Source organism: Massilia sp. Mn16-1_5, assembly GCF_004798585.1.
In the GTDB taxonomy this organism is placed as follows: Bacteria; Pseudomonadota; Gammaproteobacteria; order Burkholderiales; family Burkholderiaceae_D; genus Telluria.
In genome coordinates, this window is the sequence record NZ_PPXQ01000002.1 from 269,889 (window position 1) to 286,570 (window position 16,682).

Consider the following 16,682-nt stretch of genomic DNA (forward strand, 5'->3'; position numbering starts at 1 on the left):
AATATTTACATGAGCGAAATTGTCCTCTCGATAAGCGGCGCTCGCGCCCTGCACCTGGCGGCCCAGGGCCTGCTGCAAGCGCGCCGGCGCAAGGCCACCAAGGCCGACGTCCTCGACACGATCCGCCGCATGGGCGTGTTGCAAATCGACACCATCAACGTCGTCGCCCGCAGTCCTTACCTGGTGCTGTGGAGCCGGCTGGGCGACTACCCGTTGGAATGGCTCGAAGAGCTGCTGGCCGAAGGCAAGCTTTTCGAATATTGGGCCCACGAAGCCTGTTTCATCCCGCGCGAGGATTACGGCCTGTACCGCCACCGCATGCTGGACCCGGGCGCGATGGGCTGGAAGTACTCCGCCACCTGGATGCGCGAGCGCGCCGGAGAAGTCGCGGCCCTGCTGGCCCACATCCGCAGCACGGGCCCGGTGCGCTCGTCCGACTTCGAACGCAGCGACGGCAAGGCCGTCGCCAAGGCGGAAGGCTGGTGGGAGTGGAAGCCGGAAAAGCGCTCGCTGGAAGTCCTGTTCACTTCGGGCGCCCTGATGATCGCGCGCCGCCACAACTTCCAGCGCGTCTACGACCTGGCCGAGCGCGTGCATCCGGAATGGGACGATGCGCACATGCCGGCGCTGCCCGAGGTGCGCCGCAGCTTCGCCCTGCGTGCGGTAAAAGCCCTGGGTCTGGCGCGCGCCGCCTGGGTGCCCGACTACCACCGCACCCGCCGCCCGCATGTCGACCTGGGCAAGCTGGCCGAGGAGGGGCTGCTGTTGCGCGCCCGCGTCACCGGCTGGGACGACCCGGTCTACATCCATCCCGACAATGCCGGGCTCGCGCAGCAGGCGGCAAGCGGCACGCTGAATCCGACCCTGAGCACGATCCTGTCTCCCTTTGACCCCGTGGTCTGGGACCGGCGCCGCGCGCTGGAATTGTTCGATTTCGACTACCGGCTCGAGTGCTACACGCCGGCCGCCAAGCGGCGCTACGGTTACTTCACGCTGCCGCTGCTGCGCCGCGGCGCCCTGGTGGGGCGGATCGACGCCAAGGCGCACCGGCGCGAGGGCGTGTTCGAAATAAAAGCGCTGTTCTTCGAGCCGGGGGTGCGCGCCAGCGATGCGCTCGTACGCGACGTCGCCGGCGCCCTGCAGCGCTGCGCGCGCTGGCATGGCTGTCCGCAGCTGCGCCTGCTGCGCAGCGAGCCGGCGGAACCCGGTGAACGCCTCGGCGTCCTGCTGGGCACGGGCGCGGACCTGGCCGCCGCATGATCCTGCCGCCGGCGCCCCTTGCGGCCGTCGGCCCCGACGGGCAGCCGCTTTTCGGGCGCTACCAGGGCCTGGCCGGCGCGCCCGGCTGGGACAGGCTGGCGCCGCCCCATGCGCGCGGTGCGCTGTGGCGGCGCCTGCACCACAAGCGCTGGCATTTCGTCGCCCTGGTCACCGAGGAGCTGTTCTGCGGCGTGGCCATCGTCGATATCGGCTGGAGCAATACCGCCTTCGCCTATGTGTTCGACCGTGGCCGGCGCCGCGTCGTGGCCGCCCTGTCGCCGCTGGGTGTGGCGGGCTTGACGGCGGTGGTGGGAGCAACGGTGGCGCAAGGTGCCCGCTTTACGCTGCCGGGACGGCGCATCGCGATCGAGGCGGACGGTGCGCACGGCCACCGGCTGCAGCTTCATGCGGGAGGCTTTCGCATCGATGCGGCCTACGCCGGCACCGGGCCGCGCCTGCTGGCGGTCGGACCCGTGTGCGACGGCGGCAGCGTGCACAGTACCCAGAAGTCGCCGGGCCTGGCGTTGCAAGGCTGGCTGGAGGCGGGCGGGCGCCGCTTTCGCCTCGATGGCGGCGTGGCCAGCTACGATTTTTCGAACGGCTTGCTGGGGCGGCGGACGGCCTGGCGTTGGATTTCGGCGCACGGGCTGGACATCGGTTTCAACCTGCAGGCCGGCTACTTTGGCGACGCCGAAAATGCGCTCTGGGTAGACCGCGTGCTGGTTCCGCTGGGCGCGCTCGAGGTGAATATCGGAGCCGGCGGCGTCTGGACCCTGGTGACGGACGATGGCCTGCTCGACCTGCGATTCACGCCCGAAGGCACGCGCTGCGACGACAAGCAATTGCTCGTGGCCAGTTCGCGCATGCGCCAGCACGTGGGCCGCTTCGACGGCTGGGTGAGGTCGGCGCCGGACGCGCCGCGGCGTGCGGTCACGGGGCTGGCGGGGCTGGCCGAGGACTACCGCGCACGCTGGTAGGCAGGCAATAGCGGCGCAACGCGGCGGGGTCCCGCGGGTTGACCGACAGCTCAGCGCAGCCTTGGCCGAGTTTGATCGAGATCAAACCCGCGACTGTCGTGATCCTTACACTGTTAGCTTCCTTCAGGCTGAAGAGAAGAAAAAACATCCGCCCAGCCTGTTCAAAAACCAATGTGTCCAGCCAGGCCGCGTTCCCCTGCGGGGAATGCGCTCGCGCTGAAGACACCGAGAGGAGACCGAATGCTGACCGCGACCTATACCCTCGTTGCGCTTTCCGTCGAACAAACCAATCTGCGGGTGAGCCTGCATGCCGTGCAGCAACTGGTCCAGAAAAGCTATGCGCGCCAGAGCGCGCTGACCGAGGGACAGGCCGACTACGTCTGCGATACCTTGCGCCGGCTTTACGAAAGCTGCCAGGGCCGCAAGCTCGACCGCTTCCTGCTGCCGGCCCTGCGCCGCGCGGGTGCCGTCGCGAACGCGCCAGCCGAGCCTCTGCTCTGCGAGCTCGACATGCTCAGCCGCAGCGCCGCCGAGGCGCTGGGTACGGCCTGCCGCCTGGCCGCCGGCAGCATCGCCTCCGAAGAGGACGTCGATGCGTTCTGCCTGGCCGTCGAGCGTTTCTGCGTGGCGCTCGAGCTGCGTTTCGACCGCGAGGAGCGCGAGCTGTTCCCGATCGCGCGCGGCGTCATTGCCGGCGACGCCTGGTTCGCCGTCGCCAACCAGATGCTGGCCTACGACGCCTACCGCGAGGAGCACCGCGGACGCGTGCCGCCGCCGGCCAGCCGCGCGGGCCGCGGCGAGGCGGCGCACCGGCAGGGGCTGCCGGTCTCGTATCTGCACTAGCTGCTCGCTGTTGGCCCATTGCGGCCGGGGACGCCAGGAAAATCCCGCATCGTTCTTTGTTATGATGGGGGTTTTGGAAGTGCGATTTCATCATGTTCGAATTCCTATTCAAGCGTCAGGGCGACAAGAACGGCAACGGACGCGGTGCGCAAGCCGACGCGCCCGCACAGCCCGCCGACGCGTCTGCCAAGGCGGGCGGCGCATCGGACAAGGCCAACCCGAAAGGCGGCGCCAAGGCTGGTGCCGCCACGGCCAGCGCAGCTAACGCCCGTACCGGCACGGCGCTGCGCGAGCAGCAGGCCGAGCAACTGAAGTTGCTCGACGGCGATGAATCGCGCGCAGTGGACTTCATCCTCCAGTGCGAATTTTCCGAACTGCGCCTGTCGGCCGCCGAGCTGGTGCACAGCCGCGCCGGGCTCGAGCGCGTCCATGCGGCCATGCGCAACCTGGACCGCCGCGTCGCCAAGCTGATGCAGTCGCGCCTGGATGCGATCCGCCACCACGACGCCGAACTGGCGCGCGGCCAGGCCACGCTGGACGCGGCGCGCGCGCTGCTGGCCGACGACCGCCTGACCCCGAACCAGGTCGCCGACCTCGACCACAAATGGGCCGTGATCGCCGCGCCCGAACTGAATGACAGCTTTGCTCCCGTGCGCGCCCAGCTCGGTGCGCGCCTGGAAGCGCAGGTGCAACTCCAGCGCGCCATGATCGACCGCTTGGCTGCCTTGCGTCAGCTGGAAACGGCCGGCCTGGATTCCGCCGGCATGGCCGCCAGCCTGGACAAGATGATGGCCGAGCAGACCGAGGCCCTGGCCGCGCCCGAGCACCCCTCGCTGCCGCGTGCGCTGGTCGCGGAATTCGCCGCCGAGCATGCGCGCCTGACGGCTGCGCTGACCACGCTGGAACAATCGCAGGCGGCCCTGGCCGCGCGCGAAGCGGCGCTCACCGAATGGCAGGCCCAGCCGGTCGCCGAACTGCAGGCCGAGACCCTGCGCCAGGCCTGGCGCAAGCTGCCGGCACTGCCCAAAGGCGCGGCCGGCCAGGCCCTGCAGGCGCGTTTCGACGCGCTGCTGGCGACGCTGCCGCAACCCGTACGCAAGGAAGCGCCCTCCAAGCAGCAGGCAGCCACGGGCGCCGAGCGCGCAGGCGAGGGCGCCCCGCGCGCCCAGAAAGCCGTAAAAGGCGCCGACCAGGCTTTCCTCGACAAGCTCGACGCGCTGGAAGCCGCCCTGCAGCAGGGCTCGCTCGCCCATGCCGCCGAACTCGACAAAGCGCTGAAGGAAAGCAAGGGCAAGGGCATGCGCCTGACCAGCTCGCAGGCCGACCGACTAACTCACCTGCGTGCCGAACTGAAGCGCCTGTCGGACTGGGCGCGCTGGGGCGGCAACGTCTCGCGCGAGGAACTCATCAAGACCGTCGAAGGCTTGCCCACCCAGAACCTGGCGATGGCCGAGCTGGCGAAGAAGGTCGGTAGCATGCGCGAGCGCTGGAAGGCGCTCGACAGCCTGTCGGGCGCCGCCCCGAAAAGCCTGTGGGAACGTTTCGACCATGCCTGCACGGTCGCCTACGCCCCGGCCGCGGCGCACTTCCGCCACCTGGCCGACGAGCGCCATGCGAACGCGGCGAAAGGCGAAGCCATCGTGCAGGAAGCCCAGGCCGAGATCGCGAAGCTGGAATCGGGCGAAGCCGACTGGAAGCACGTCGCCGGCACGGTGCAGCGCCTGCGCCTGGCCTGGAGCCACCTGGGCGCGATCGACCGCAAGGACAAGAAGCGCCTGGACCAGCTGTTCGGCGCCGCGCTCACCACGCTGCAAGGTCCCCTGGAAGAGCAGCGTAAGATGGAAGTGGAGGGGCGCGAAGAGCTGATCGACGAAGTGCTGGCGATCGATCCGCACGACCGCCACGCGGTCGACCGCCTGCGCGACATCCAGGCGCGCTGGCAGGAGCATGCGCGCGCGCTGCCGCTGGAACGCAAGGCCGAGCAGGCGCTGTGGCAGCGTTTTCGCGCCGCCTGCGACGCCTTGTTCGCCCAGCGCAAGGAAAGCGCGCACGCGCTTGATGCCGAGCGGCGCGCCCACGAGGTGGCGAAGGAAGCGATCAGCGCGCGGCTGGAAGCGGCCGCGCCTGAAGCCACTGCCGCCACCGCATCGAAGCTGCTGCGCGAGGCTGCCGCCGAATGGCATGCGATCGGCCCGGTGCCGCGCGCGCACGAGGCGCGGGTCGACAAGCGTTACCACGAGGCCGTGGCGAAAGTGCAGCACCACGCCGACCTGTCGCGCCGCGCGGCCGGGCTGGCGCTGGCCAGCGCCCTGCGCGACAAGCTGCGCGCCGTGCAGGAACTCGAGGATTCGCTGGCCCAGCCGGGGCAACAGGTTTCCAGCGGCGACTGGCGCGCACGCTGGGCGGCCCTGCTGGCGGCCGGTCCCGAATACGATCCGGTGCTCGATGCCCGTTTCGAGGCGGCCCTGAGTGCACTCGACACCGACCGCGACGCCTATGCGCGCCTCTTGGAAGCCAACCGTCCGACCCTGCTGGCCGAACTGCTGCGCCAGGAAGTAGCGGCGGGCATCGACAGCGGCGCGGAGTTTGCGCGCGACCGCCTCAAACTGCAGGTCGAGGCCTTGCAGTCGACTCTGAAAGCCGGCAACAAGCCTTCCGGCCGCCACACCGCCCTGCATGCATTGTGCGCCTTGCCGGCCCTGGTCGACGAACGCACGGCGCTGCGCATCGAGCAGCTCTTGATGCGTACGGCGCGGGAGGGAAAATGAGCGAAGTCAGAGTACAGGCCGGGGACTTCGACCTCGGCCAGGAATTGGCGCGCCTGCGGGCAGGCGACGCCCGCGTCGGTGCCGTCGTGAGTTTCGTCGGCACGGTGCGCGACATGAACGACGGCTCCCAGGTCTCCGAGATGGAGCTGGAACACTACCCGGGCATGACCGAGCGCGCGCTGGAAGACATCGTGGCCCAGGCCGAAGCACGCTGGCCACTCTACAACGCGCTGGTGATCCACCGCGTCGGCCCGCTGGCGCCCCTGGAGCAGATCGTGCTGGTGGCGGTCAGCGCCGCCCACCGTGGCGAAGCCTTTGCCGCCTGCGAATTCATCATCGACTACCTCAAGACGGACGCCCCGTTCTGGAAGAAGGAACAGACGCCCGAGGGCGCACGCTGGGTCGACGCCCGCATCAGCGACGACAGCGCCAAGGCCAAGTGGAGCCCGGCCGGAGTGCGGGCTTGAGCTGGCTCGCCGTCGGCGCCGGCGCCGCGATCGGCGCCTGGCTGCGCTGGGGGCTCGGCATGTGGCTCACCAACGTGCACGCGCACGTGCAGGCGGGCACGTTGGCCGCCAACCTGATTGGTGGCTATGCGATCGGCATCGCGCTCGGCTTCTTCACGGCCAATCCCCTCATCAATCCGGAATGGCGCCTATTCATCGTCACCGGCTTCCTTGGCGGCCTGACGACCTTTTCCAGCTTCTCCGGCGAATCGGTGGCCTTGATGCAGCGCGGCGAATTCGGCTGGGCGCTGGCGCATACGGTGCTGCACCTGGTCGGCTCGATCCTGCTGTGCGTGGCCGGCTTCGCTACCTGGCGCGCGCTGCGGGGCTAAGCGCGTCGGCCGGTTTTTTAAGGTGGGCATTCATGCCCACGCGGTACATCGCCTGTTTGGCCGTAAAGCTGTCTCGAACCGCACGAGCCGCATTCCGCGTGGGCATGAATGCCCACCCTACGACCTACCGCGTACCGCCAGCCGATACTCCTGCGGTTTCTCAACGAACCCGCACGACGCGGTGCTAGGCTTGCCACCGGATAATTACCCGGAGCCCGCCATGACCACCGTTCAACGACCAACCGCCGCCTTCGTCGGCGCATCCTGGAGCGCGCTGTTCATCGGCGCAATCGCTTTCCTGATCGGCTTGTGGAACGCCCAGATGGCGCTCAACGAGAAGGGCTACTACCTGACCCTGCTGCTCTACGGCCTGTTCGCCGCCGTTTCGCTGCAAAAGTCGGTGCGCGACCGCAGCGAGGGCATCGCCGTCACCGGGATGTACTTCATGCTGTGCTGGATCTCGCTGTGCGCCGTCATCCTGCTGCTGGCGGTCGGCCTGTGGAATGCCGCGTTGCAGCCGAGCGAGAAGGGCTTCTATGCGATGTCCTTCGTACTGAGCCTGTTTGCCGTGGTGGCGGTGCAGAAGAACGTGCGCGACCTGGGCAAGGGGGCCGGCATGCTGCCTGCCGAGCAGGGTTGACGCCTCCGTAGGATTCGACTGACCGTCGCGCGGGCAGATCTTGAAATGTGACCGGCCATCCCAATTTTGTTTCCTAGTTAAGAACACTCACTAGGAGCAAAAACATGCGGCAAGACAAATTGACGACCAAGCTCCAGGAAGCGCTGGCGGATGCCCAGAGCCTGGCGGTCGGCAACGATAACCAGTACATCGAACCGGTGCACCTGCTCGTCGCCCTGCTGAACCAGGACGACGGCGGCGCCCGTTCGCTGCTGCAGCGCGCCGGCGTGAATGTCGGCGGCCTGACCAACGCGCTCAGGAATGCCTTCGAACGCCTGCCGAAAGTCTCGGGCACGGGCGGCGAAACGCAGGTCGGACGCGAGCTGGTATCGCTGCTGAACCTCGCCGACCGCGAATCGCAAAAGCGCGGCGACCAGTTCCTCTCGTCCGAGATGGTGCTGCTCGGCCTCGCCGAAGACAAGTCGGAAGCAGGGCGCCTGGCGCGCGAGCACGGCCTGGCGCGTAAATCGCTGGAGTCGGCGATCGCGGCCGTGCGCGGCGGCGAGACCGTGAATTCGCAGGACGCCGAAGGCCAGCGCGAAGCGCTGAAAAAATACACGCTCGACCTGACCGAGCGCGCTCGGCTGGGCAAGCTCGATCCGGTGATCGGCCGCGACGACGAGATCCGCCGTGCGATCCAGGTACTGCAGCGCCGTACCAAGAACAACCCGGTGCTGATCGGCGAGCCGGGCGTGGGCAAGACGGCGATCGTCGAAGGCCTGGCCCAGCGCATCGTGAACGGCGAAGTGCCCGATTCGCTGAAGGGCAAGCGTGTCCTGTCGCTCGACATGGCGGCGCTGCTGGCCGGTGCCAAGTTCCGCGGCGAGTTCGAGGAACGCCTGAAATCCGTGTTGAAGGAGCTGGCCCAGGACGAGGGCCAGACCATCGTCTTCATCGACGAGATCCACACCATGGTCGGCGCCGGCAAGGCCGAAGGCGCGATGGACGCGGGGAATATGCTGAAACCTGCGCTGGCGCGCGGCGAGCTGCACTGCGTCGGCGCGACCACGCTCGACGAATATCGCAAGTACGTCGAGAAGGATGCCGCGCTCGAGCGCCGCTTCCAGAAGATCATCGTCGACGAGCCGAGCGTGGAGGCGACCATCGCCATCCTGCGCGGCCTGCAGGAGAAGTACGAGCTGCACCACAAGGTCGAGATCACCGACCCCGCGATCATCGCCGCGGCCGAGCTCTCGCACCGCTACATCAGCGACCGCTTCCTGCCCGATAAAGCCATCGACCTGATCGACGAGGCGGCCTCGAAAATCAAGATCGAGATCGACTCCAAGCCGGAAGTCATGGACAAGCTGGAGCGACGCCTGATCCAGCTGAAGATCGAGCGCGAAGCCGTGCGCAAGGAGACCGACGAGGCCTCGCTGCGCCGCCTGGAGCTGATCGGCGAAGAGATCACGCGCCTGGAACGCGAGTACAACGATTACGAAGAAATCCTGAAGTCGGAAAAGGCGCAAGTGCAGGGCACCACCCACATCAAGGAAGAGATCGAGCGCATCCGTCACCAGATGGAGGAAGCCAAGCGCCAGTCGAACTGGCAGCAGGTCTCCGAATTGCAGTACGGCCGCCTGCCGGAACTGGAAGCGCAGCTCAAGCATGCCGAGGAAGCGGCGGGCCGCGAAGATGGCGAGGCCGAGAAACCGAAGCTGCTGCGCACCCAGGTCGGCGCCGAGGAGATCGCCGAAGTCGTCTCGCGCGCGACCGGCATTCCCGTCTCGCGCATGATGCAGGGCGAGCGCGACAAGCTGCTGCACATCGAAGAGAAGCTGCACGAACGCGTGGTCGGCCAGGACGAGGCGATCGAAGCGGTGTCGGATGCGATCCGCCGCTCGCGCGCCGGCCTGTCGGACCCGAATCGTCCGTACGGCTCCTTCATGTTCCTGGGACCGACTGGCGTCGGCAAGACGGAGCTCTGCAAGGCGCTGGCAAGCTTCCTCTTCGATACCGAAGAGTCGCTGATCCGCATCGACATGAGCGAATTCATGGAGAAGCATTCGGTGGCAAGGCTGATCGGCGCGCCGCCGGGCTATGTCGGCTACGAAGAGGGCGGCTATCTCACCGAAGCCGTGCGCCGCAAGCCCTACAGCGTGATCCTGCTCGACGAGATCGAGAAGGCGCACCCGGACGTGTTCAACGTGCTGCTGCAGGTGCTCGACGACGGCCGCATGACCGACGGCCAGGGCCGCACCGTGGACTTCAAGAACACGGTGATCGTCATGACCTCGAACCTGGGTTCGCACAAGATCCAGTCGATGGACACCGACGAACCGGCGGTGGTGAAGCTGGCCGTGATGGCCGAGGTACGCGGACACTTCCGTCCGGAGTTCATCAACCGCATCGACGACATCGTGGTCTTCCATGCGCTGGACGAGAAGAACATCGGCGCGATCGCGAAGATCCAGCTGCGCGGCCTGGAAGAGCGCCTGGCCAAGATGGAGATGACGCTCGACATCGACGACGAGGCCCTGCAGAAGATCGCGGAAGCCGGCTTCGATCCGGTGTACGGCGCGCGTCCTCTGAAGCGCGCGATCCAGCAGCAGATCGAGAACCCGCTGTCGAAGGCGATCCTGTCGGGCCGCTTCGGACCGAAGGACACGATTCCGGTGCGGGTGCAGCACGGGCAGCTGGTGTTCGGCGATCAGGCGCAGGTGGAGCTGGCGAAGTAGGGCGGGCATGCCCGCGCGTGACGCCGGCATCGTGTTGGCGGGGTCTTTCCCCAAACGAAGTCAACAAGGCGCAACGTTCACGCGCGGGCATGCCCGCCCTACGGTGTGCCGCCACCAGCATGGCCGCTGGCTTTTGGCTACACTGATCGTTTCCGCTTCCTAGCAAACATTACAGATGAACCCAACAAGCCTGCGCCAGGACGCGCGCGTGATCGGCCTGGTCGGCGTCTCGCACGGCGTCTCCCATTTCTACCACCTGATCCTGGCCGGCCTGTTTCCCTGGCTGAAGACGGCATTTACCCTCTCGTATGCCGAGCTGGGTTTCCTGATGAGCGTGTTCTTCGTCGTCTCGGGCGTCGGCCAGGCGCTGTCCGGCTTCCTGGTGGACAAGGTCGGCGCGCGGCGGGTGCTGTTTGCCGGCCATGCGCTGCTGGGTGGCGGTGCGCTGGTGCTGGCGAGTGCGCCGAACTACGCGATGCTGGTGCTCGGCTCGCTGATCGCCGGCTGCGGCAATGCCGTGTTCCACCCGGCCGGCTACACGCTGCTGAACCACAACGTGTCGAAGGAACGCCTGCCGTATGCCTTCTCGGTGCACGGCATTTCCGGCAACATCGGCTGGGCCGCCGCGCCCCTGTTCGTGGCGGCCGTCGCCACGCTGTCGAGCTGGCGCACGGCGCTGCTGAGCGCCTCCGCGATTCCCGCCCTGATGCTGCTGACCCTGTTCCTGAACCGCAAGATGCTTGGCACCAGCCAGCCGGCAGCGGCGGCCGCGCAGAAGGCGGGCGGCTCCTTCGACTTCCTGCGCCTGCCGGCGGTGTGGATGTGCTTCGGTTTCTTCTTCCTGACCTCGGTTGCGCTGGGCGGGATCCAGGCCTTCTCGTCGACCAGCCTGACCGCGCTGTACGGCATCTCGCTGGCGACCGCCGCGACTGCCTATACCACCTTCATGCTGTCCTCGGCGGCGGGCATGGTGGCGGGCGGCTTCCTGGCGGCGCGCGCGCGCAACCACGACCGCACGATCGCGATATGCTTCCTGTTCGCCGCCGCGCTGGCCCTGCTGCTGGCCGCCTCGATCGTGCCGGGGCCGCTGGTGGTGCTGGTGATGGGCGCGATCGGCCTCTCGACCGGGATTGCCGGGCCCTCGCGCGACCTCCTGATCCGCGCCGCGGCGCCGCCGAACGCCACCGGCCGCGTGTTCGGCGTCGTGTACTCGGGACTGGACAGCGGCATGGCCGTCGGCCCGGTGCTGTTCGGAATGCTGATGGATGGCGGCCATCCGGCCGGCCTGTTCATCGGCGTGGCCCTGTTCCAGACGCTGGCGATCGCCACCGCGGTGGGCGCCGGCGGCAAGGAGCGGGCGGCGGTACCGCACAAGGCCTGACTGGGCCGAAGCGCCATGAAAAAAGCGGGCCATCGGCCCGCTTGTCGTTTGCAGCGCTAATTCAGCCGCGCTTGCGCAGCGCCAGGCCCATCAGCACCAGGCCGCCCAGCAGCAGGGCGATCGCGCCTGGCTCCGGCACTTCGCTGGTTTCGTGGGTTTGCGCTACCGGCTCCAGCACCGGTACCGGCTGAGTGGTGCCCATCGACGGCGGCGGCACCGGCGAGTCCACGACGCCGTTTCCGGCAGGGACGCCCGTGTTCTCCGACGTGTTGCTGCTGACCGGCGTCGTCGCAGGCGGCGGGGTCACGGATTCGTTCACGACCGGCTGCGTCACCACTGGCTCGGTCACCGGCGGCGTTACCGCCGGCGGGGTCACCACGGGTGGAGTCACCACGGGCGGCGTTACAACTGGCGGCGTTACAGGCGGCTGCGTCACCGGCGGCGTCACCGGCTGGGCCACGACGACCGGCGTCGAGGCGATGGTTTTCGACAGCAGGTCGCCGATCTTGTTGTTCGACGCGTCGAGGAAATTGACCTTCAGGTGAGGCTCATCCAGGTCCGGCGCGCCGGTGAAGGCGAAGCTGAACACCATGTTGTCCGTCAACGCAACCGGCGTCCCCGTCAGGCACAGCGAGGTCTTCTCGCGGTTCTTGCCGCCACCGCCGCTGCAGCCGTTGGCCGTCAGTTCGCGCGCCGACATCTTCCATAGTTCGACGCCTTTGGGCGTCGCCGTCACTTGTACGCTCTGGAAGCTGCCGATTTCCTTGATGCTGAGTGCGCCGATAGTGGTCGCGCGGCTCCAGTCGCCGCTGTGTTGGGCGGCATCGATCTCGAGCGTCAGTACATTATTGACCCAGGTGGTAGTGAAGACCACGTCCTGGTAGGTAAGCACGCCGGCCTGCGCCGAGCTCAGCCCTGCAGCCGCTGCGAGCGCCAGGGCCGTCTTGCGAATAAGAGGTTTCACTGCTTGTCCTTTTGCTGATTAGTCAGGGCGCAGCTTGCGGGTTTTGCTGATTTCAGTCAATCAAATAATCGTAAAAGCAAGATAACTGGCCAATAAGCAACATTTCGCAACATTCCCCTTTGTTGGTACGAGACAATCAGGAGTTATCCATTCCTGGGCGTTTTTTATGATGTGAAACGCGCAAACCATGGCGTGAAAAGCTGCAGCAGAAGGGTCGCAAAGCCGCTTCCATGCTGAGAAATTTCGTCCCGTATCATGGAATGGTTTGCTTAACTTATTGATTTGAAAATATAAAAAATTAATTAGATGTCTTATATAAGACTGATTGTGCGCTGCGCAACCTGGGCTATGATTCAAGCAACGGATCCATTTCGCAAACAGCTCTATCACTATCAGGAGAAACAAAATGGCAACTCGTGAACAGCAGATCGCAGCTTTGCAAAACGACTGGGACAACAATCCCCGCTGGAAGGGTGTCGTGCGCAACTACAGTGCCGAGGATGTGGTGCGCCTGCGCGGTTCGCTCCAGATCGAGCACACGCTGGCCAAGCGCGGCGCCGAGAAGCTGTGGGACCTGGTCAACAACGAACCCTTCGTCAACGCCCTGGGCGCCATGACCGGCAACCAGGCAATGCAGCAGGTGAAAGCCGGGCTGAAGGCGATCTACCTGTCGGGCTGGCAGGTGGCCGGCGACGCCAACGTAGCCGGCGAGATGTATCCGGACCAGTCGCTGTACCCGGCCAATTCGGTGCCGCTGGTCGTGCGCCGCATTAACAACACCTTCCAGCGCGCCGACCAGATCCAGTGGTCGGAAGGCAAGGACGACATCGATTACTTCGCGCCCATCGTGGCCGATGCCGAAGCGGGCTTTGGCGGCGTGCTGAACGCCTTCGAGCTGATGAAGGCGATGATCGAGGCGGGCGCCGCCGGCGTGCACTTCGAAGACCAGCTGGCCTCGGTCAAGAAATGCGGCCACATGGGCGGCAAGGTGCTGGTGCCGACCCGCGAAGCCGTCGAGAAGCTGACCGCGGCGCGCCTGGCGGCCGACGTGATGGGCACCTCGACCCTGGTCATCGCCCGTACCGATGCCGAAGCGGCCGACCTCCTGACCTCGGACGTGGACGACAATGACCAGTCCTTCTGCACCGGCGAGCGCACGGTCGAGGGTTTCTATCGCACCCGCCCCGGCATCGAGCAGGCCATTTCGCGCGGCCTGGCCTATGCGCCCTTTGCCGACCTGGTCTGGTGCGAGACCGGCAAGCCGGACCTGGAATTCGCGCGCAAGTTCGCCGAAGCCATCCATGCCAGGTTCCCGGGCAAGCTGCTGGCCTATAACTGCTCGCCTTCGTTCAACTGGAAGAAAAACCTGGACGACGCCACCATCGCCAGGTTCCAGAAGGAACTCGGCGCCATGGGCTACAAGTTCCAGTTCATCACCCTGGCCGGTTTCCACGCCCTGAACTACGGCATGTTCAACCTGGCCCATGGTTATGCGCGGCGCCAGATGTCGGCTTTCGTGGAGTTGCAGGAAGCCGAATTCGCCGCGGCCGAAAGGGGCTTCACGGCCGTGAAGCACCAGCGCGAAGTCGGTACCGGCTACTTCGACGCGGTGACCCAGGCCATCCAGCAGAACCAGAGCTCGACCACGGCGCTGCACGGCTCGACCGAAGACGAGCAGTTCTTCGACGAAAAGAAAGTGGCCTGAGCGGAGGCGGACATTCCTACCCGCTGAGGCGGGTGGCCGCTGGAACAATGCACCCGTTAGCGGGTGCATTTTTTTTGTTCTTGTCGTTTAACCATGTTTATGAGGGGACATAGTATTTACCGGTTGTCAATACGCAACATCAAAGAAAATATCAATTTGCCTTCTGATGTGCCTTTCTGTAAATTGCCGACCTGCAAACTTAGTTGTTCGTTTGCATAGTGCCGAAGTCGCCCAGGCTCCGGAATAAACGAGCACCCCGCAATGACGGGACTGCCTATCTACTACTTTGGATCTCCCATGAAAAAAATCTCCGCCATCCTGTTCGCCCTCATGCTGACCGCTTGCGTGAGCGCACCGCGCATCGCCGCTCCGAACCTGATCGCCGCACCGAAGCCGATCGTCGGCAACAGCGGCAAGTTCATGTCGCCGTACACCGAAGACGGCACCGTTGCCGCCTGGGTCGAGAAGGGCCGCAACGCCAGCGTTGGCGCCAACCTCGGCGGCTTCGTCGGTGCACAGGCCGGCCAGAAACTGGCGGAGAACATTCCTTTCGTCGGCGGCATCCTCGGCCAGCACATCGGTGAAACCGCAGGCCGCGCGATCGCCGTGAAGATGGCCGGCGGCGAAGAATTCATCCGCGCCAACTCGGACCTGTCGTTCAACTCGGTCAACGACATGGCCGTCTACATGTACGCCAAGAACTCGACCCACAAGGACTTCGCCGAAGCCCTGAAGCTGGCCCAGGAAATCTACCCGGAACTGAAGACCGCCTACTACCCGGCGATCATCAACGCCTCGGCGGCAGTCAAGAACTAAGGCGGAGCACATGACGATCAAACTGTTTGCAGGCGCACTGGCTGCGCTGGTGCTGGCCGGTTGCGCCACGCCCAACCTGGACAACTCGGCCGGCCGCCGCGTCGTCTACCAGGACGTCTCGACCACCTCGCAACGCGTCGCCGGCGTCGGCGTCGAATCGCAGGACGTCGTCTCGATGACCGACCGCATGATCCGCGACATCCTGGCCACGCCGCAGATCGCCGGCCGCGCCACGCCGCCGCGCATCATCATCGATTCCGAGTACTTCGCCAACGACAGCTCCTCGCGCATCAACAAGAACCTGATCACCGACCGCCTGCGCATCGAGCTGAACCGCGCAGCGCAGGGCCGCCTGATTTTCGTCGCCCGCCACTATGGCGACATGGTCTCCAAGGAACGCGAGGCCAAGCGCAACGGTGAGACCGACAAGGGCACGATCCGCGCCACCAAGGCCAAAGCCGGCGCCGACTTCCGCCTGGGCGGCCGCATCACCTCGCTCGACGCCAACTCGGCCCAGAGCGGTACGCTGTCGCGCTACCACCAGATCAGCTTCGAGCTGATCGACCTCGAATACGAAACGATCGCCTGGAGCGGCCTGTTCGAATTCAAGAAGGAAGCGCAGGATGACGTCCTGTATCGCTAAGCGATTCGCCGCGCCAGCGCTGCTGGCGCTGGCTGTTGCAGCGCCGGCGCATGCCGATTTCGCGGCCGAGACCGCGAAGCTGCGCAGCGCGCCGGCCAAGGACGCCACGCTCTATACGCTGCAAGCCGGCGTGGCGGCGCTGGCGGAGAACCGCACGGCCGAATCGAGCGAACTGTTCGACACGGCGCTGTCCAGCATCGAAGGCATGTTCGCCAACACCGAAGGCGCGGCCAAGGCGCGTTCGCTGTGGTACGAGGAGGGCGCCAAGGACTACAAGGGCGAACCCTACGAGCGGGCGATGGCCTTCTGGTACCGCGGCTTGCTCTACCTGGCCGGCGGCGACTACGAGAACGCGCGCGCGTCCTTCCGCGGCGGCATCCTGCAGGACGCCTTCGCAGAGGAACAGCAATACCGCAGCGATTTCGCCTCCCTGATGCTGCTCGAGGGCTGGAGCAACCAGCTCAACGGCGACAAGGGGCAGGCCGAGGACGCCTACAAGGAAGTGGCCAAGCTGCGCCCGGGCTTCAAGGCGCCGGGCAAGGACGCCAACATGCTCGTCATCGCGGAACTGGGCGGCAGCCCGCGCAAGGTCGGCGACGGCATCGGCAACCACGAGATCGTCTACCGCAAGGCCAAGCGCATGCCGGAACGCACGCTCAAGCTCGAGATCGACGGCAAGCCGGTGGCGCTCGCCCAGGCCGAGGACATCTTCTTCCAGGCCTCGACCCGCGGCGGCCGTCCGGTCGACCGCCTGATCGAAGGCAAGGTCGCGTTCCAGAACGTGGCCGGCGGCATCGGCGAAGTGGCCGGCGCGCTCGCCTCGGAAGGCAGCGTCTGGGCCGCGGCCAGCGGTGGCGGCGGTGGACGCGCGCTCGGCGCCCTGGCGGCGGTCGGTGCGATTTCCTCGCTGGTGGCGGTCAACGTCAAGCCGCGCGCGGACGTGCGCTACTGGGCCAACCTGCCCGAGACCGTGCATGTCGCCGCATTGCCGCACAAGGGCTTGCCCTCGTCGGTCAACGTGGCGCTGTTCGACGAAGCCGGCCAGCCGGTGAGCGTCGACAACGTGCAGGTACACAAATGGATCGACAAGCGCGGCAACGTGCTCGTCTGGATCAAAACCAGGAATTGAT

At 66.3% G+C, this 16,682-nt stretch carries 14 protein-coding genes; 13 read left to right on the forward strand and 1 reads right to left on the reverse strand.

What is annotated here, in order from left to right; all coding sequences use genetic code 11:
* Nucleotides 1–9: 9 nt before the first annotated feature.
* The 9 genes from C2862_RS03260 to C2862_RS03300 all read left to right on the forward strand — a co-directional run bounded on the left by C2862_RS03260 (nucleotide 10) and on the right by C2862_RS03300 (nucleotide 11,424).
* Nucleotides 10–1,260 (forward strand): winged helix-turn-helix domain-containing protein, encoded by a 1,251-nt coding sequence (locus C2862_RS03260; protein ID WP_136218676.1) that lies wholly within the window; start codon nucleotides 10–12, stop codon nucleotides 1,258–1,260.
* Complete coding sequence (locus tag C2862_RS03265; RefSeq protein ID WP_136218677.1) at nucleotides 1,257–2,237, forward strand: DUF2804 domain-containing protein; 981 nt, start codon at nucleotides 1,257–1,259, stop codon at nucleotides 2,235–2,237. Before C2862_RS03260 ends, C2862_RS03265 begins: the two co-directional genes overlap by 4 nt.
* Nucleotides 2,238–2,477: 240 nt before the next feature.
* Nucleotides 2,478–3,080 carry a hypothetical protein gene (locus tag C2862_RS03270; protein WP_136218678.1) on the forward strand — a complete coding sequence of 201 codons (603 nt, stop codon included), beginning with the start codon at nucleotides 2,478–2,480 and terminating at the stop codon, nucleotides 3,078–3,080.
* A gap of 92 nt (nucleotides 3,081–3,172) precedes the next feature.
* Nucleotides 3,173–5,848, forward strand: a complete 2,676-nt coding sequence (locus C2862_RS03275) for a DUF349 domain-containing protein (protein WP_136218679.1) — start codon at nucleotides 3,173–3,175, stop codon at nucleotides 5,846–5,848.
* Nucleotides 5,845–6,315, forward strand: a complete 471-nt coding sequence (moaE, locus tag C2862_RS03280; RefSeq protein ID WP_136218680.1) for a molybdopterin synthase catalytic subunit MoaE — start codon at nucleotides 5,845–5,847, stop codon at nucleotides 6,313–6,315. Before C2862_RS03275 ends, moaE begins: the two co-directional genes overlap by 4 nt.
* Complete coding sequence (crcB, locus tag C2862_RS03285) at nucleotides 6,312–6,686, forward strand: fluoride efflux transporter CrcB (RefSeq protein WP_136218681.1); 375 nt, start codon at nucleotides 6,312–6,314, stop codon at nucleotides 6,684–6,686. Before moaE ends, crcB begins: the two co-directional genes overlap by 4 nt.
* 220 nt (nucleotides 6,687–6,906) lie before the next feature.
* Nucleotides 6,907–7,326 carry an inner membrane protein YiaA gene (gene yiaA, locus C2862_RS03290; protein WP_136218682.1) on the forward strand — a complete coding sequence of 140 codons (420 nt, stop codon included), beginning with the start codon at nucleotides 6,907–6,909 and terminating at the stop codon, nucleotides 7,324–7,326.
* A 104-nt stretch (nucleotides 7,327–7,430) separates the two neighbouring features.
* Nucleotides 7,431–10,043 carry an ATP-dependent chaperone ClpB gene (gene clpB, locus C2862_RS03295; RefSeq protein WP_136218683.1) on the forward strand — a complete coding sequence of 871 codons (2,613 nt, stop codon included), beginning with the start codon at nucleotides 7,431–7,433 and terminating at the stop codon, nucleotides 10,041–10,043.
* A 175-nt stretch (nucleotides 10,044–10,218) separates the two neighbouring features.
* Complete coding sequence (locus tag C2862_RS03300; RefSeq protein ID WP_136218684.1) at nucleotides 10,219–11,424, forward strand: MFS transporter; 1,206 nt, start codon at nucleotides 10,219–10,221, stop codon at nucleotides 11,422–11,424.
* Nucleotides 11,425–11,485: 61 nt separating this feature from the next.
* On the opposite strand, the gene C2862_RS03305 is transcribed toward C2862_RS03300, so the two are convergent.
* A complete protein-coding gene (locus tag C2862_RS03305) occupies nucleotides 11,486–12,388 on the reverse strand; it encodes a PEP-CTERM sorting domain-containing protein (protein ID WP_136218685.1) in 903 nt (300 codons plus the stop codon).
* A gap of 406 nt (nucleotides 12,389–12,794) precedes the next feature.
* On the opposite strand from C2862_RS03305, the gene aceA reads away from it, so the two are divergent.
* From aceA to C2862_RS03325, 4 genes are all read left to right on the forward strand, one after another.
* Nucleotides 12,795–14,093, forward strand: a complete 1,299-nt coding sequence (gene aceA / locus C2862_RS03310; protein ID WP_136218686.1) for an isocitrate lyase — start codon at nucleotides 12,795–12,797, stop codon at nucleotides 14,091–14,093.
* A gap of 297 nt (nucleotides 14,094–14,390) precedes the next feature.
* On the forward strand, nucleotides 14,391–14,909 hold the full coding sequence (locus C2862_RS03315) for a hypothetical protein (RefSeq protein ID WP_136218687.1): 519 nt from the start codon (nucleotides 14,391–14,393) through the stop codon (nucleotides 14,907–14,909).
* A gap of 10 nt (nucleotides 14,910–14,919) precedes the next feature.
* Nucleotides 14,920–15,552, forward strand: coding sequence for a penicillin-binding protein activator LpoB (locus C2862_RS03320; protein ID WP_136218688.1), 633 nt, complete (start codon nucleotides 14,920–14,922; stop codon nucleotides 15,550–15,552).
* Nucleotides 15,533–16,681, forward strand: coding sequence for a hypothetical protein (locus C2862_RS03325; RefSeq protein WP_136218689.1), 1,149 nt, complete (start codon nucleotides 15,533–15,535; stop codon nucleotides 16,679–16,681). Before C2862_RS03320 ends, C2862_RS03325 begins: the two co-directional genes overlap by 20 nt.
* Nucleotide 16,682 lies beyond the last annotated feature (1 nt).

Excerpts from the sequence above, each read along its gene's own strand:
- C2862_RS03325 (WP_136218689.1), top strand. The coding sequence starts at position 15,533 with ATGACGTCCTGTATCGCTAAGCGATTCGCCGCGCCAGCGCTGCTGGCG.
- C2862_RS03270 (WP_136218678.1), top strand. The coding sequence starts at position 2,478 with ATGCTGACCGCGACCTATACCCTCGTTGCGCTTTCCGTCGAACAAACC.
- C2862_RS03315 (WP_136218687.1), top strand. The coding sequence starts at position 14,391 with ATGAAAAAAATCTCCGCCATCCTGTTCGCCCTCATGCTGACCGCTTGC.
- clpB (WP_136218683.1), top strand. The coding sequence starts at position 7,431 with ATGCGGCAAGACAAATTGACGACCAAGCTCCAGGAAGCGCTGGCGGAT.
- aceA (WP_136218686.1), top strand. The coding sequence starts at position 12,795 with ATGGCAACTCGTGAACAGCAGATCGCAGCTTTGCAAAACGACTGGGAC.
- C2862_RS03320 (WP_136218688.1), top strand. The coding sequence starts at position 14,920 with ATGACGATCAAACTGTTTGCAGGCGCACTGGCTGCGCTGGTGCTGGCC.
- yiaA (WP_136218682.1), top strand. The coding sequence starts at position 6,907 with ATGACCACCGTTCAACGACCAACCGCCGCCTTCGTCGGCGCATCCTGG.
- C2862_RS03300 (WP_136218684.1), top strand. The coding sequence starts at position 10,219 with ATGAACCCAACAAGCCTGCGCCAGGACGCGCGCGTGATCGGCCTGGTC.
- C2862_RS03275 (WP_136218679.1), top strand. The coding sequence starts at position 3,173 with ATGTTCGAATTCCTATTCAAGCGTCAGGGCGACAAGAACGGCAACGGA.
- C2862_RS03260 (WP_136218676.1), top strand. The coding sequence starts at position 10 with ATGAGCGAAATTGTCCTCTCGATAAGCGGCGCTCGCGCCCTGCACCTG.
- C2862_RS03265 (WP_136218677.1), top strand. The coding sequence starts at position 1,257 with ATGATCCTGCCGCCGGCGCCCCTTGCGGCCGTCGGCCCCGACGGGCAG.
- moaE (WP_136218680.1), top strand. The coding sequence starts at position 5,845 with ATGAGCGAAGTCAGAGTACAGGCCGGGGACTTCGACCTCGGCCAGGAA.